Source organism: Pseudonocardia broussonetiae (assembly GCF_013155125.1).
In the GTDB taxonomy this organism is placed as follows: domain Bacteria; phylum Actinomycetota; class Actinomycetes; order Mycobacteriales; family Pseudonocardiaceae; genus Pseudonocardia; species Pseudonocardia broussonetiae.
Window position 1 is genome coordinate 3,786,414 of the sequence record NZ_CP053564.1, and the last position, 15,670, is coordinate 3,802,083.

The following is a 15,670-nucleotide window of genomic DNA, read 5'->3' on the forward strand; positions in this document are numbered from 1 at the left end:
GTCCGCCACCAGGTGCATCGTGTCGGGGCACAGGACCAGCAGGTCGGCGCCCCCGTCCTGCAGCGAACGCGCGACGGCGGCGAGCTCGGCCCCCGCGCGCTCCCGGTCCGCCGGTGAGCTGGAGCTCCTCGATCCCGGCGACGTCGACCGACGCCAGCAGCAGCCGCGCGGGGTGCGGACCGCCCAGCCGCTCGACTCCCGGCTCGTGCCCCCGAGCAGTCCGATCGTCCGCACGGTGGGCGACACTGGCGCGGTGAAGCAGGGAAGCGTGACCTTCGTCGGAGCCGGGCCCGGAGCGGCCGATCTCATCACGCTGCGCGGCGCGCGGCGCATCGCCGAGGCCGACGTGGTCGTCTGGGCGGCGTCGCTGGTGATGGAGGAGTGCGTCACCGAGCACGCGCGGGCCGACGCCGAGCTCGTCGACTCCTCCCAGATCGCCCACGACGACGTCCTCGCGCTCTACCGCCGCGCCGCCGCCGAGGGGCTCGCCGTCGCGCGGGTGCACTCGGGCGACCCCTCGCTGTGGGGCGCGGTGCAGGAGCAGTACGACGCGGCCGTCGAGATGGGGCTGTCGGTCGAGATCGTGCCCGGGGTGTCGGCGTTCGGCGCGGCGGCCGCGGCGGCGGGGCGGGAGCTGACGATCCCCGAGGTCGCGCAGTCGGTGGTGCTGTGCCGGCTCGAGGGCGGCAAGACCCCGATGCCCGAGCGCGAGAAGCTGCGCGAGTTCGCCCGCCACGGCACCACGATGGCGATCTTCCTGTCGGCGGCGCGGACGTCGCAGATGGTCGAGGAGCTGCGCGAGGGCGGCTACCCCGACGACACCCCGGTCGTGGTCGCCTACCGCACCACCTGGCCCGACGAGCTGACGATCCGCTGCCGCCTCGACGAGGTCGTGGGCGTGTGCAAGGAGCGCAAGCTCTGGCGCCAGACGCTGTTCCTGGTGGGCGCGGCGCTCGGCGCGAAGGGCACCCGCAGCCACCTCTACCACGCGGGCCACTTCCACACCTTCCGCAAGCCCGACGCCGAGGCCCGGCGCGCGCTGCGCGCCGCCCGCGCCGCCACCCCGTGACGGAGCCCCGCCACCTCGCACACCCGCTGCGCACCTCGCACACCGCCGACGGTGTGCGAGGTCGCCACCCGCTGTGCGAGGTCGCGTCGTGCTGACCGTCGTCGGCGTCGACGGCTCCCCGCTGCCCCCCGCCGCCTCGGCGGCGCTCGCGCAGGCCGAGGTCGTCGCCGGGGCCGCGCGCTACCTGCACCTCGCACCCGCGGGCGCCGAGCGGGTCGCGATGGGGCCGGTCGACGCCGCCCTCGACGCGCTCGACGGCCGCCGCGGCGTCGTCCTGGCCAGCGGCGACCCCGGCTTCTTCGGCATCGTCCGGCTCCTGCGCGCCCGCGGGCACGACCCGGTCGTGCTGCCGGCCCGCTCGTCGGTGCAGCGGGCGTTCGCGCGGATCGGGCGGCCCTGGGACGACGTCGCCGTGGTCAGCGCGCACGGACGCGCGCTGGGCCCCGCCGTCAACGTCTGCCGCGCGCGCCCCGCGACCGCCGTGCTCACCGCCCCCGGCGCCGGTCCCGCCGAGATCGGCGCGGCGCTGCACGGGTGGGAGCGCACGCTCGTCGTCGCCGAGGACCTGGACGGCCCGCACGAGCGGGTCAGCACCGTGACCCCGGACGAGGCCGCCGCCCGCACCTGGCGCGACCCGAACGTCGTGCTCTGCCTGCGCGACCCCGACGCCGTGCCCGACCCCGCCTGGATCGCCGGCGGCCCGCCGCGCCCCGGCGGATGGGCGCTGCCCGACGACGCCTTCGCCCACCGCGCCGGCATGGTCACCAAGGCCGAGGTCCGCGCGCTCGCGCTGGCCCGACTCGCCCCCGCGCCGGGCGTGCTCGTGTGGGACGTCGGCGCGGGCTCCGGCTCGGTCGGCGTCGAGTGCGCGCGGCTCGGCGCGGCCGTGGTCGCCGTCGAGCGCCGCCCCGACGACGCCGCCCGCGTCCGCGAGAACGCCGCCGCGCACGGCGTCGACGTGCGGGTGGTGGAGGGCGGGGCCCCGGCCGCGCTGGCCGGGCTGCCGCAGCCCGACGCCGTGTTCGTCGGCGGGGGAGGCCCCGACGTCGTCGCGGCCGCGGCGGCCACCGGGGCGCCGCGCGTCGTCGTCGCCCTCGCCGCGCTCGACCGCCTCGCCCCGACCCGCGACGCCCTGCACGCCTACCGCGTCGAGGGCGTCCAGCTCGCGGCGTCGCGGCTGGCCGACCTGCCCGGCGGCAGCGTCCGCCTCGCCGCCACCAACCCGATCCTGCTGCTCTGGGGAGAACTGTGAACCGACCGACAACGGGGATCGCGCTGTTCGCCGTCACCGACGCCGGCCGCCGCGCCGCCGCCGAGCTGGCGCCCGCCCTCGGCGCGGAGGTCCGGGCGCTCGACGAGCTCCCGGCGCTGTGGCCCGCCCTCGACGCCGCCGTGTTCTGCCTGGCCACCGGCGCCACCGTGCGGCTGATCGCGCCGCTGCTGTCCGACAAGCGCACCGACCCCGGCGTGGTCTGCGTCGACGAGGCCCGCCGCTTCGCCGTCGCGCTCACCGGCGGGCACGAGGGCGGGGCCAACGCGCTCGCGACCCGCGTGGCGGCCCTGCTCGGCGCCGAGCCGGTCATCACGACGGCCTCCGACGCGGCCGGGTCCACCGGGCTCGACGAGCTCGCCGCGCTCCTGGACGCCGAGGTCGACGGCGACGCCGCCGCGGCCGGCACCGCGCTGCTCGACGGCGCCGCCCGCGTGGAGAACCCGCTCGGTCTGCCGCTGCCCCCGCTCCCGCCGCTGGTCGGCGAGCCGCGCCACACCATCACGATCAGCGACCGCGCGGCCCCCGGCGCCGCCCCGGCGTGGACGGTGCTGGTGCCCAGGACGCTGGTCGTGGGCATCGGCAGCGCGCGCGGCGTGACCCCCGCCGCCGTCGCGCAGACGCTGCGCCGCGTCGAGGACGAGCTGGGCTTCGACCTGCGCGCCGTGCGGGCCGTCGCGTCGGTCGACCTCAAGGCCGACGAGGCCGGCATCCTCGCCGCGATCGCCCCGCACCCGCTGCACACCTACCCGGCCGAGGTGCTGGCGCGCGTCGCGGTGCCCAACCCCAGCGAGGTGGTGCGCGCCGAGGTCGGCACGCCCAGCGTCGCCGAGGCCGCGGCGCTGCACCACGCGGGGCCGGGCGCGGAGCTCGTCGTCGAGAAGGTCAAGGGCGACAACGTGACGGTGGCCGTGGCGCGGGTCCGCGCGCGCGGGCGGCTCGCGATCGTCGGCCTCGGCCCGGGGGCCGCCGACCTGCGCGTCCCGCGCGCCGACGCCGAGCTGCGCCGGGCGTCGGTCGTGGTGGGGCTCGACCAGTACGTCGACCAGGTCCGGCACCTGCTGCGCCCGGGCACCGAGGTCCGCGCCAGCGGCCTGGGCGACGAGGAGCAGCGCGCCGCCGACGCCGTCGCGCTCGCGGGCAAGGGCCTCGCGGTCGCGCTCATCGGGTCCGGCGACGCCGGCATCTACGCCATGGCCAGCCCGGCGCTGGAAGGCGCGGGTGCCGACATCGACGTCGTCGGCGTGCCGGGCGTGACCGCCGCGCTCGCCTCCGCCGCGCTGCTGGGCGCCCCGCTCGGCCACGACCACGTCCTCATCTCGCTGTCGGACCTGCACACCCCGTACCCGGTGATCGAGCAGCGCGTGGCCGCGGCGGCCGCGGCCGACCTCGTCACCTGCTTCTACAACCCCCGCAGCCGCGACCGGCACTGGCAGCTCGGCGCGGCGCTGGAGGTCTTCCGGGCCCACCGCCCGCCGTCGACGCCCGTGGGCGCCGTGCGGCAGGCCGGGCGCCCCGGGCAGCGGGTGTGGACCGCCCCGATCGCGGAGTTCGACCCGGCCGAGGTCGACATGTTCACCACGGTCGTCGTCGGGTCGAGCACGACCCGGATGGTGGCGGGGCGGATGGTGACGCCGCGGGGCTACCGCTGGCGGTGAGTCCCGGATCTGATCGGCGGCGTCCGATCCTGTCGGCCCCCTCACGGTCGGCGGCCGGGCCCGCACCCCCGGGTTATGCTCGCCGCGATCCGACTGCGTGGGAACCCGGTGCGACTCCGGGGCGGTCCCGCCACTGTGTCCCTCCGGGGGAGCCAGACCTCGCGCACGTCGCCACCACCACCGCCGCACCGGGCGAGGAACACCCGGGGAGGAGCAGCCGTGCGCACCGTGCACCCCATCGAGACCGAGTCCTACGCGATCCTGCGCACCCGCCTCGACACCGCCGACCTGCCGCCGCTCACCCGCGCCGTGGTCGAGCGGGTCGTGCACACCACCGCCGACCCGTCCTGGGCGGGCGACCTGGTCTGCGACGAGGGCGCCCTGCGCGCCGGCCGCGCGGCCCTGCTGGCGGGGGCGCCGCTGGTCACCGACGTGCGGATGGTCGCGGTCGGGGTCACCGCGCGGCCGTCGGTCGTCGCGCTGGACCTGGCCCCCGTCGCCGCGCCCGGGCTCACCCGCTCGGCCACCGGCATCCGCGCCGCCGCGGCGCAGTACCCGGACGGCGCGGTGTGGGTGATCGGCAACGCCCCCACCGCGCTCGACGAGCTGCTGCGCACCGGCGTGCGGAGCCCGCTCGTGATCGGGCTGCCCGTCGGGTTCGTCGGGTCGGTCGCGGCCAAGGCGGCGCTGCGGGCGGCAGGCTGGCCGTCGGTGTCCAACCGCTCCGAGCGCGGGGGAGCCGCCGCCGCGGCCGCCGCCGTCAACGCCCTGCTCTACGCCGATGGAGAGGACCCCTCGTGAACACGCCCCTGATGCTGGCCGGCCACGGCACGGTCGACGCCGCGGGGGTGGCGGAGTTCGTCTCCTTCACCGACCGCCTGCGCCGCCTGCTGGCCGCCGAGGACGTCGACGTCGACGGCGGGTTCATCGAGCTGTCGCAGCCCACCGTGCACGAGGCGTGGGAGCGGCTCACCGGCCGCGGCCACACCCACCGCGCCGCCGTGCCGATGGTGCTCGTCGGCGCGGGCCACGCGAAGGGCGACATCCCCGCCGCGCTGGAGCGCGAGGTGCGCCGCGAGCCCGGCACCAGCTACGTCTTCGGCCGCCCGCTCGGACCGCACCCGGTGCTGCTCGACATCCTCGCCCAGCGGATCGCGGCGGTCGCCGAGCCCGAGGGCACGGCCGTGCTGCTGGTCGGGCGCGGCGCGACCGACCCCGACGCGAACGCCGAGGTCTGCAAGGTCGCCCGCCTGCTGCAGGAGGGACGCGGCTACGAGTTCGTCGAGACCGCGTTCGTCTCGCTCGCGAAGCCCGACGTCGTCACCGGGCTCGCGCGCTGCCGGGCGCTGGGCGCGCGCCGGGTCGTCGTCGCCCCGTACTTCCTGTTCGACGGGGTGCTGCCGCGGCGCGTCGTCGCGCAGGCGGAGGGCTTCGGCGCCGAGCACGACGACGTCGACGTCCGCGTCGCCGGCTACCTGGGCGACTGCGACGAGCTCGCCGGCCTGGTCGTCGAGCGCTACCGCGAGGCCCTGCACGGCGACATCCGGATGAACTGCGACACCTGCGCCTACCGCGTGCTCCTGCCCGGGTTCGAGGACAAGCTCGGCGCGCCGCAGACCCCGCACCACCACCCGGACGACCCCGCAGGCGGTCACGGCCACGGGCACGGCCACGCCCACGGGCACGCGGGGTGATCACCGTGGACCCCTACCTGGTCGGCCTGGACCTCGCCGGGCGCCGCGTCGTCGTCGTCGGCGCCGGCACCGTGGCGCAGCGCCGGATCACCGGGCTGCTCGCCGCCGGGGCCGACGTGCTCGTCGTCGCGCCCGCGGCGACCCCGGCCGTCGAGGGCATGGCGACCGCCCGCGAGCTGACGTGGGAACCCCGCGCGTACGCGCCCGGCGACCTCGACGGCGCCTGGTACGTCGTGGCCTGCACCGACTCCGCCGAGGTCAACGCCGCCGTCGCCGCCGAGGCAGAGGCGGCGCGGACCTTCTGCGTCCGCGCCGACGACGCCGAGGGCGGCAGCGCCGTCACCCCGGCCGTCGGGCAGCACGACGGACTGACCGTCGGCGTGCTGGCCGGGCGCCGCCCCCGCCGCTCGGCCGCTGTGCGCACCGCGCTCGTCGAGGCGCTGCAGACCGGGCTCGTCGACGACACCGCCGACCCCGTGACGCCGGGCGTCGCGCTCGTCGGAGGGGGCCCCGGCGACCCCGAGCTGATCACCGTGCGCGGGCGGCGGCTGCTCGCGCGCGCCGACGTCGTCGTCACCGACCGGCTCGGCCCGCGCGACCTGCTCGACTCGCTCGCCCCGCACGTCGAGGTCGTCGACGCGTCGAAGATCCCCTACGGGCGCGCGATGAACCAGGCCACGATCAACGACCTGCTCATCGAGCACGCGCGCGCCGGCCGGTTCGTCGTGCGGCTCAAGGGCGGCGACCCCTACGTCTTCGGCCGCGGCTTCGAGGAGGCGCTCGCGTGCGCGGAGGCGGGCGTGCCCGTCACCGTCGTCCCCGGCGTGACCAGCGCGTTCGCCGCCCCGGCCGTGGCGGACGTGCCGGTGAGCCACCGCGGGGTCGCGCACGAGATCGTCGTCGTCTCCGGGCACGTCGCGCCCGACGACCCCCGCAGCCTCGTCGACTGGCCCGCCCTCGGGCGGCTGCGCGGCACGGTCGTGCTGCTCATGGCCGTCGAGCGGGTGGGGGCGTTCGCCACGGCCCTGATCGACGGGGGCCGGCCCGCCGACACGCCCGTCGCGGTCGTGCAGGACGGCACCATGCGCATCCAGCGCTCGGTCCGGGCCACGCTCGCCACGGTCGCCGACGTCGTGCGGGCCGAGGGCATCAGCCCGCCCGCGGTGGTGGTCGTCGGGCCCGTCGCCGGGCTCGGCGAGGCGGTCACGACGGGCAGGCCCGCGACGTGAACGTCTCGCTGCTGCGGATCAGCCGCTCCGGGCCGGTCAGCACGTAGGACTGCTCCCACTCGGTGCACGCCTGGTCACCGCCCGGTCCGTCGGCGGCGGCCTGGCGGCTGGTGAAGGTCATGACGACCTGCACGTCGCCGTCCTGGCCCGCGCGGACCGAGGTGATCTCGGCGTCGGTGATCTCGCGGGGGCGCTGCTGGTCGAGCCACGCCTGCAGCCCGTTCTGCACGACCCGTGAGTCCGGGCTGAACAGGCCGAACGTGTCGGCGTAGCGCTCGTCGTTGATCGAGCCCACGTAGGCGTCCATCGTCGCGAGGGCGGCGGGGACCTCGGCGCCGGTGACGCCCGCGGCGAGGGCGACGGCCGCGTCCGGCGGGGCCGTGGTCGTCCCGGTAGCCGTGGGCGGCGGCGTCTGCGGTGTCGGGGCCGGCGTCGTCGTCGTGGGCGTGGGAGTGCCTCCGCCGAGGCCGCGGCTCAGGAGCACGCCCCCGACGGCCAGGGCGGCCACGACCAGCACCGCGACCAGGCCGAGCAGCAGGCCGCGGCGCGCGGGCCGGGCGGGCGGCGGGCCGGTGGGACCGCCCGGACGGGGCCAGGTGGCCGGCTGCGGCCGAGGCGCGGCGTACTGCGGCGCGTACCGCGGCACATCCTGCCGTGGCACGTCCTGCCGCGACGGCGGCTGCGGCGGCCGCGGCGCGGGGTGGGGGAAGGAGGCCGTGGGCGGGGGTTCCAGGGCGAGGCTGGTCGGGGCCGCCGACTCCTGCGCCGCCGTCGCCGCCCCCTCGACGACCGCCCGCGTGACGGGCTGGCCGGTGGCGCGCTGCGCGTGCTGCAGCGCGGCGACGGCGTCGGCCGCCGAGGCGAACCGGTCCTCGGGCGCCTTCGCCATCAACCGCTCCACGACCCGGCACACCGCGTCCGGGACCCCACGCGGCCGCAGGTCGGGCACCGGGTCGCGGATGATCCGGGCGAGCATCACCAGCAGCTCCTCCGGGGTGTCCCGGCCGAACGCGGACGTGCCCGTGAGCAGGGTGAACAGGGTCGCGCCGAAGCCGTACAGGTCGGTGCGGACGGTGCTGGTGCCCTCGGCGAGGCGCTCCGGCGCGGCGTAGGCCGGGCTGACGCGGACGCCGCCGGTGGTCTCGGCGATCCCCGGGAGGCGGGCGATGCCGAAGTCGCCGAGCTTGGGCTCGCCGTAGCGGGAGACGAGGACGTTCGCGGGCTTGAGGTCCAGGTGCAGGATGCCGCGGCGGTGCGCGGTCTCCAGGGCCCCGCCGAGCAGGACGCCGACGTCGAGCACCTCGGGCCAGGGCAGCGGTGCGCGCTCGACCCGCTCGGCGAGCGACCCGCCCGACATGAGGTCCATGACGATGTAGGGCTGCCCGTGGGCGGTGGTGCCGCCGCGGTGCACGGTGACGATGTGCGGGTGCCCCGACAGCGCCCCCATCGCCTGGCACTCGCGGGCGAACGCGCGGCGGACGGATTCGTCGTCGAGGCGCTCGCGCAGGATCTTGACGGCGACGTCCCGGCCGAACTCCGCCTCGTGCGCCGCGAAGACGGTGCCGAACCCGCCGCGGCCCAGCACGCGCGCGTCGGTGAGGCCGGGGATCCCGAGGTCGGGACGGTCGGGCTCCACGGGCGGAGTGTAGAACCGCCTGCGGAGCCCGACGTCGGTACGACTACCGGTTCCGAGCTACAGCGACAGCAGCCGGTCGAAGAAGCTGCGGTAGCGGCGCAGGGCCAGGCGCAGGTCCTCGGTGGAGGTGTCGTCGGTGTCGAGGCCGTGCTCCAGTCCGCTGCGCTGCTCGCGGAACAGCCGCTCGAGCTCGTCGAGCACCTCGCCCACGAGCGCGTCGGCCTGGCGGACGGCCTGGCGCGGCTCGTCGACGAACGCGCCCTTCACGGCGTCCCAGCGCGCCCCGTACTCCTCGGCGCGGGAGGCCGGGAACAGGCGCTCCCGGCCGCTGGCGTCGTCGCCCAGGGAGGCGCTGCCGGCGGTCGCGGTGCCTCCGGTCGCGGTGCCTCCGGTCGTGGTGCTCGCGTCGTGGCCGCCCTGGGACCGGGACTGGTGTTGGCCCTGGTGCTGGCCGATCCCGTCCTGGTCGGCGCCGCGCCGGTCCTGGTCGGACCGGTCCTGCCCGTACCGGTCCTGGCCGCGCTGGTCCTCGCCCCGCTGGTCGGCGTCGTGCCGGCCCGCGGTCGCTCCGACGGTGGCCCCGGCGGCGCTCGCACCCGCGGCCCCGGCCAGCCCGCCGCGGTCGCCGCGGTCGGTGTCCGTGCGGTCGGTGTCCGTGCGGTCGGTGCCGGTCCGGTCGGAGCCGTCCGAGCCCGTCATGCCGGAGCCCGTCAGGCCGGTGCCCGACTGCCCGGCGTCGCGGCGCCCCGGGTCGGTGCGGCCGGTGTCGTACCCGGTCGCGGTGCCGGTTCGGTCGTCGGTCCGCCGGTCGTCGGTCCGCCGGTCGTCGGTCCGCCGGTCGTCGGTCCGCCGGTCGTCGGTCCGCTGGTGGGCGGCGACCGCCGCACCCGCGACCCCGGCCGCCGCTGCGGCTCCGGCCGCCATCGCGCCGGCGCCCGGGCCGCGCCCGCGCTCCTCGCCGCGTCCCTGGTCGTCGTGCCCGGCCGAGGCGCCGTGCGCGTCCGGCTCGGTGCCCATCGGCGTGGTCGGGGCCGGGGTGCCCATCGGGGTCGTCGGGGCCGGGGTGGTCGGTGCGGCCTGGTTCTGCGGCGCGCCGAACCGGTCGCCGGGGGCCGCGGAACCGCCGGCGACACCGCCCTGCTGGCCGCCCACCTGCTGGCCGCCCACCTGCTGGCCGCCGACCTGCTGCCCGCTTATCTGCTGGCCCGCGGTCTGGTGCGCGGCACCCTGCGCGGCCGTCTGCGCCATCCCGCCCTGCGGCGGGGCGGCCTGCGGCATCCCGCCCTGCGGGGCGCCGGCCTGCGGCATCCCGCCCTGCGGCATCCCGCCCTGGGACATCCCGCCCTGGGGAGCCCCGCCCTGGGGAGCCCCGCCCTGGGGCCCACCGCCCTGGGGCCCACCGCCCTGGGCGCCCGGCGCACCCGGGATGGGGGTGCCCGCGCTCGGGCCGTACCCGGGCGGCGGGGCCTGGCCGGCCGTCGTGCCCTGCGCCTGGCCCGAGGGGACCGGGCGGGTCAGGTCCTCGGAGCCGTCGGGTGCGCGGCCGTCCTCCTGCCGCGCCTCACCGTGGCGCCCGTCGTCGTCGTTGCGGCCCAGCAGGTCGTCGATGACCCCGCGGACCCCGCCGCGGGGGCGGTCGGCGTTCCGGTCGTCGTGGCGGTCGGGAGTGGTCATCGCGTCTGCTCCTCGGTGCTGTGGTGGCGGCCGTTCTGCGTGGCGTCCTGGCGCACGTCGTGTCCGAGCAGGGCCTCCACCAGCGACCGGTAGGACGTGACGGCGTGGCGCTGCTGCTCGGTGTCGACGGCGCCGTGCTCGGTGGCGTCGCGGACAGCGCGGGCCTCGCGGTAGTGCGCGACGACCTGCGGGTGCTCCACGGAGATGTCCTCGGCGCGGCGCTCGAAGTCGTCCACCGGGTAGCCGCGGGTGCGCATGATCTCCACGACGAGGCCGTCGGCGCGGCGCAGCGACTGCACCGGGTCGTCGACGAAGCCGCGCTGGATCTCCGCCCACGAGGCGCCGAAGCGGTCACGCTCCTCGGGGCGCAGGTCGCGGACGTCGAGCGAGCGGTGGCGCTTCTCGCGCTCCACGAGGCGGGACTCGGCCTCGCGGGGGTCGCCCGTCTCCGCGAGGGTGCGGTCGTACTCCGGGCCGTAGCGCTCCTGGAGGCGCTCGGAACGGCGGCGGCGGGACAGCAGGACACCGGCGACGCCGAGGGCGATGACGAGCACCACGACGACGACGATCAGGACGATCACAGTGGGTTCCACCGGGCACCTCTCTGTGTGGCGGACGACACACTCGATCGAGTGAACCGTTCCCAGGTGGTTCCCGAAGCGGACTCCGCGCCAAACCTCCCCGCTGGGTCACTTCTCGTTGACCCCCGCGCCCGGGGTGTGGTCAGGTTCCCCGGACGGCAGTGGAGGAAGTCGGTGCGAGTCCGACGCGGTCCCGCCACTGTCACCGGGGAGCGGGCGCCCAGCCGTCGAGACCACTGCCGTGAGGCGGGAAGGTCGGGCGCCCCGTGCCGATCCGGGAGCCAGGAGACTCGCTGCCGTCGTCGTCACCCCGAGTCGAGGGCGCGGACCCTCGGAGGAGGAGCCACCGATGGCGCCCGTCGTCCTGCTGCTGTCCACCGCCGACACCGAGCTGCTCGCCGCCCGCGGGTCGGACGCGGTGTACCGCACCGCCAACCCCGCCCGCGTCGAACCGGAGGGGCTGCCGGCGCTGCTCGACGGCGTCGACGTCGTCGTGCTCCGGCTGCTCGGCGGCCGCCGGGCCTGGCCCGAGGGCGTCGACGCGCTGGTCGCGAGCGGGCGCCCGGTCGTGCTGCTGGGCGGGGAGGCCGCCCCCGACGCCGAGCTGATGGCCGCTTCCACGGTGCCCGCGGGCGTGGCGTCGGAGGCGCTGGCCTACCTGGCCGCCGGCGGCACCGCCAACCTGCGCGAGCTGCACCGCTTCCTCTCCGACACCGTCCTGCTCACCGGCGAGGGGTTCGCGGCGCCGGCACCGACCCCCGAGTTCGGCGTGCTGGGCGACCGCCCCCACGACCCGGAGCGGCCGACCGTCGGCGTCGTGTTCTACCGGGCGCACGCGCTGTCGGGGAACACCGCGTTCGTCGAGACGCTGTGCGAGCAGGTCGAGGCCCGCGGCGCCAACGCCCTGCCGGTGTTCTGCGGCTCGCTGCGCCGGGCGGACGACGAGCTGATGGCGCTGCTGTCGGGCGTCGACGCGCTGGTCACGACGGTGCTCGCCGCGGGCGGGACCGTCGCGTCGTCGGCGTCGGCCGGGGGCGAGGAGGACGCATGGGACCCTGGTGCGCTCGCCGCGCTCGACGTCCCCGTCCTGCAAGGGCTCTCGCTCACGACCTCGCGCGCGGTCTGGGAGGCCTCCGACGCGGCCCTGTCGCCGATGGACGCGGCGATGCAGGTCGCGATCCCCGAGTTCGACGGCCGGCTGATCACCGTGCCGTTCTCGTTCAAGGAGACGGAGCCGGGCGACGACCTGCCGGTCTACCGCGCCGACCCCGAGCGCGCCGCCCGCCTGGCCGGGCTCGCCGTGCGTCACGCCTCGCTGCGCCGCACCCCGGTGGCCGAGCGGAAGCTCGCGGTCGTGCTGTCGTCCTACCCGACCAAGCACTCGCGGGTCGGCAACGCGGTGGGTCTCGACACCCCGGCGTCGGCGGTCGTGCTGCTCACCGCCCTGCGCGACGCGGGCTACACCGTCGGCGACTTCCCCGAGGACTCCGACGAGCTCATCCACACCCTGATCGCCGCGGGCGGGCACGACGTCGAGTGGCTCACCGAGGAGCAGCTCGCCGCGGCCCCGTCGCGGGTGCCGCTGGAGGACTACCGCCGCTGGTTCGACGCCCTGCCGGCCGCGCTGACCGACGGGATCCGCCAGCACTGGGGCGAGGCGCCCGGGTCGCTCTACGTCGACGGGACCGACGTCGTCCTGGCCTCGCTGACCTTCGGCAACGTCGTGCTGATGATCCAGCCGCCGCGGGGGTTCGGGGAGAACCCGATCGCGATCTACCACGACCCGGACCTGCCGCCCTCGCACCACTACCTGGCCGCGTACCGCTGGCTGGAGCACTCCTTCGGCGCGCACGCGGTCGTGCACCTGGGCAAGCACGGCACGCTGGAGTGGCTGCCGGGCAAGGGGCTCGGGCTCTCGGCGGAGTGCGCGCCCGACGCCGTGCTGGGCGAGCTGCCGCTGGTCTACCCGTTCATCGTCAACGACCCGGGGGAGGGGACGCAGGCCAAGCGGCGCGGGCACGCCGTGGTCGTCGACCACCTCGTCCCGCCGATGGCCCGCGCCGACACCTACGGCGAGATGGCGAAGCTGGAGCAGCTGCTCGACGAGTACGCGACGGTCCAGGCGATGGACCCGGCCAAGACGCCCGCCCTGCGCGCCCGGATCTGGGAGGTCGTGCAGGCCGCGCAGCTGCACCACGACCTGCACGTCGACACCGCGCCCGGCGAGGACGACTTCGACGACTTCGTGCTGCACATCGACGGCTACCTGTGCGAGGTGAAGGACGTCCAGATCCGCGACGGGCTGCACGTCCTGGGCGGGGTGCCGGCGGACGAGGCGCAGGTCAACCTGGTGCTGAGCATCCTGCGGGCCACCCAGGTGTGGGGCGGGAAGCGGGCGCTGCCGGGGTTGCGGGCGGCGCTGGCGGCGTGGGCGGGGCTGGACGAGCAGGCGCTGCTGGCCGAGCCGGGGGCGTCGGTCGCCCCCTTTGCTCTGGACACCGATACGCACCACCCGGGTGGTGCGTCCGGGTGCTCAGAGCAAAGGGAAGCGCGAGAGGACACCGCGCGGGAGCGGGTGGTCCGGCTCGCGGGCGGCCCCTCCCGCACCGGCGCCGACCTCGTCGACGTCCTCGAGTCCGTCGCCCGGCAGCTCGTGACCGCCCTGCAGGAGCGCGGCTGGTCCGACGCCGCCGCGGTCGTCACCGAGCTGCTCGGGGAACCCGTCGCCGACGTCGTCGCAGTGCTGGAGTTCGGCTGCGCCGAGGTCGTGCCGCGCCTGGCCCGCACCACCGACGAGGTCACCGGCGTCCTGCACGCCCTCGACGGCGGGCACGTCCCGGCCGGACCGTCGGGCTCGCCCACCCGCGGGCTGGTCAACGTCCTGCCGACGGGCCGCAACTTCTACTCCGTCGACCCCAAGGCCATCCCGTCGCGCAGCGCGTGGGAGATCGGGTTGATGCTCGCCGACTCGCTCATCGCCCGGCACCTGGCCGACACCGGCGAGCACCCGCGCAGCGTCGGCCTCACGGTCTGGGGCACCAGCGCCATGCGCACCCAGGGCGACGACCTCGCCGAGATCCTCGCCCTCATCGGCACCCGCCCGGTCTGGGACGAGGCCTCGCGGCGCGTCACCGGCTTCGAGATCGTGCCGCGCGAGGAGCTGGGGCGGCCGCGCATCGACGTCACCGTCCGCATCTCCGGCTTCTTCCGCGACGCGTTCCCGCACGTCATCACGCTGCTCGACGACGCGTTCGCCGCCGTGGCCGAGGTCGACGAGCCCGACAACTACCTGCGCGAGCACGTCGAGGCCGACGTCGCCGAGCACGGCGACCGCCGCCGCGCCACCGCCCGCATCTTCGGCTCGAAGCCCGGTGCCTACGGGGCCGGCCTGCTCCCGCTCATCGACGCCCGCAACTGGCGCAGCGACGCCGACCTCGCCGAGGTCTACGCGGTGTGGGGCGGCTACGCCTACGGCCGCGGCCTCGACGGGCGCGAGGCCCGCGCCGACATGGAGCAGTCCTTCCGGCGGATCTCGGTCGCGGCGAAGAACCAGGACACCCGCGAGCACGACATCGTCGACTCCGACGACTACTTCCAGTACCACGGCGGCATGGTCGCCACGGTCCGCGCGCTCACCGGCCGCACGCCCGCGGCCTACGTCGGCGACTCCGCCGTCACCGACGCCGTGCGCACCCGCACGCTGGCCGAGGAGACCAAGCGGGTGTTCCGGGCGCGCGTGGTCAACCCGAAGTGGATCGCGGCGATGCAGCGCCACGGCTACAAGGGCGCGTTCGAGCTCGCCGCCACCGTCGACTACCTCTTCGGCTACGACGCCACCGCCGGCGTCGTCGACGACTGGATGTACGCCCAGCTCGCCGAGAGCTACGTGTTCGACGGCACCAACCGCGCGTTCATGGAGAAGTCGAACCCGTGGGCGCTGCGCGGCATCACCGAGCGGCTGCTGGAGGCGGCCGAGCGCGGGATGTGGGCCAAGCCCGACGACACCGTGCTCGACCGGCTGCGGCAGACCTACCTGGAGCTCGAGGGCGACCTGGAGGGCGACGCATGAGCACGCTCGTGGGGGTCGGCGTGGGCCCCGGCGACCCGGACCTCGTCACGGTCAAGGCCGCCAACCTGCTCGCCAAGGCCGACGTCGTGTTCGTGCCGGTCGCCGACTCCGGCGAGACCGGGCGCGCCGAGCAGACCGTCCTGTTCTACGCCGAGGCCTGGCGCGTCGAGCGGGTGGTGTTCGCACTGCACGACCGCGAGCACACCGCCCGCCGCGAGCGGGCCTGGGACGACGCCGCGGCGCAGGTCGCGCGCTGGTTCGCCGAGCACCCGGGGGGGACCGCGGCGTTCGCCACGATCGGCGACCCGTGCGTCTACTCCACCTTCACCTACCTCGCCGCCACCGTGCGCGGCCTGGTCGGCGACCTGGCCGTCGAGCTCATCCCCGGCATCACCGCCATGCAGGACCTCGCCGCGCGCAGCGGCACCCCGCTCGTCGAGGGGCGGGAGGTGCTGTCGCTGTTCCCGATGACGGCGGGCGCCGAGCGCTTCCGCGAGGCGCTGGGCCGCGGCGACTCCGTCGTCGCCTACAAGTTCGGCCGGATGCTGCCCGAGACCCTCGCGGTGCTCCGCGAGACCGGGCGCCTCGACGGCGCGGTGTACGGCTCGGGGCTCGGCCTGCCCGAGGAGGACGTCCGGCCCGCGTCGGAGCTCGACCCGGACGCCCCCGGCCCCTACCTCTCGACGCTGATCGTGCCCCCGGCCCGCACCGGCCGAGGAGGAGCCCTGTGACCCCCACCCCGCACCCCACCCTCACCCCGCGCTCTGCCCCCCTCCCCCACCCCGCGCTC

Annotated in this window: 11 protein-coding genes and 2 riboswitches; of the genes, 8 read left to right on the plus strand and 3 right to left on the minus strand. The window is 76.8% G+C overall.

The genetic code is table 11. From position 1 onward, the window contains the following. The first annotated feature begins 268 nt into the window (after positions 1 to 268). The 6 genes from cobM (at position 269) to cobA (ending at position 6,920) form a co-directional block, all read left to right on the plus strand. Positions 269 to 1,069, plus strand: coding sequence for a precorrin-4 C(11)-methyltransferase (cobM, locus tag HOP40_RS18685; protein WP_240157136.1), 801 nt, complete (start codon positions 269 to 271; stop codon positions 1,067 to 1,069). A gap of 88 nt (positions 1,070 to 1,157) precedes the next feature. After that, positions 1,158 to 2,321 (plus strand): precorrin-6y C5,15-methyltransferase (decarboxylating) subunit CbiE, encoded by a 1,164-nt coding sequence (gene cbiE / locus HOP40_RS18690; RefSeq protein ID WP_172160341.1) that lies wholly within the window; start codon positions 1,158 to 1,160, stop codon positions 2,319 to 2,321. Beyond that, a complete protein-coding gene (gene cobJ, locus HOP40_RS18695; protein WP_240157137.1) occupies positions 2,318 to 3,997 on the plus strand; it encodes a precorrin-3B C(17)-methyltransferase in 1,680 nt (559 codons plus the stop codon). The genes cbiE and cobJ overlap by 4 nt, the downstream gene beginning before the upstream one ends. 99 nt (positions 3,998 to 4,096) lie before the next feature. Beyond that, a riboswitch (cobalamin riboswitch) is annotated at positions 4,097 to 4,156 on the plus strand. Positions 4,157 to 4,216: 60 nt separating this feature from the next. Further along, positions 4,217 to 4,798 carry a precorrin-8X methylmutase gene (locus tag HOP40_RS18700; protein ID WP_172160343.1) on the plus strand — a complete coding sequence of 194 codons (582 nt, stop codon included), beginning with the start codon at positions 4,217 to 4,219 and terminating at the stop codon, positions 4,796 to 4,798. Next, entirely contained in the window at positions 4,795 to 5,691 is an 897-nt protein-coding gene (locus tag HOP40_RS18705) for a sirohydrochlorin chelatase (RefSeq protein WP_205346814.1), read from the plus strand. The genes HOP40_RS18700 and HOP40_RS18705 overlap by 4 nt, the downstream gene beginning before the upstream one ends. Further along, positions 5,691 to 6,920 carry a uroporphyrinogen-III C-methyltransferase gene (gene cobA / locus HOP40_RS18710; RefSeq protein ID WP_172168560.1) on the plus strand — a complete coding sequence of 410 codons (1,230 nt, stop codon included), beginning with the start codon at positions 5,691 to 5,693 and terminating at the stop codon, positions 6,918 to 6,920. The genes HOP40_RS18705 and cobA overlap by 1 nt, the downstream gene beginning before the upstream one ends. On the opposite strand, the gene HOP40_RS18715 is transcribed toward cobA, so the two are convergent. From HOP40_RS18715 to HOP40_RS18725, 3 genes are read right to left on the minus strand one after another with little or no spacing between them, the layout of a single operon-like run. Continuing rightward, complete coding sequence (locus HOP40_RS18715) at positions 6,895 to 8,556, minus strand: serine/threonine-protein kinase (protein WP_172160345.1); 1,662 nt, start codon at positions 8,554 to 8,556, stop codon at positions 6,895 to 6,897. The genes cobA and HOP40_RS18715 overlap by 26 nt on opposite strands. Before the next feature lie 57 nt (positions 8,557 to 8,613). Next, complete coding sequence (locus HOP40_RS18720; RefSeq protein WP_172160347.1) at positions 8,614 to 10,230, minus strand: hypothetical protein; 1,617 nt, start codon at positions 10,228 to 10,230, stop codon at positions 8,614 to 8,616. Next, positions 10,227 to 10,823 carry a hypothetical protein gene (locus HOP40_RS18725; RefSeq protein ID WP_205346815.1) on the minus strand — a complete coding sequence of 199 codons (597 nt, stop codon included), beginning with the start codon at positions 10,821 to 10,823 and terminating at the stop codon, positions 10,227 to 10,229. The genes HOP40_RS18720 and HOP40_RS18725 overlap by 4 nt, the downstream gene beginning before the upstream one ends. A 153-nt stretch (positions 10,824 to 10,976) precedes the next feature. Then, a riboswitch (cobalamin riboswitch) is annotated at positions 10,977 to 11,102 on the plus strand. A 58-nt stretch (positions 11,103 to 11,160) separates the two neighbouring features. Here HOP40_RS18725 and cobN point away from each other — a divergent pair. Beyond that, a complete protein-coding gene (gene cobN / locus HOP40_RS18730; protein ID WP_172160349.1) occupies positions 11,161 to 14,880 on the plus strand; it encodes a cobaltochelatase subunit CobN in 3,720 nt (1,239 codons plus the stop codon). Further along, complete coding sequence (cobI, locus tag HOP40_RS18735; protein ID WP_172160351.1) at positions 14,877 to 15,611, plus strand: precorrin-2 C(20)-methyltransferase; 735 nt, start codon at positions 14,877 to 14,879, stop codon at positions 15,609 to 15,611. Before cobN ends, cobI begins: the two co-directional genes overlap by 4 nt. Positions 15,612 to 15,670: the final 59 nt, after the last annotated feature.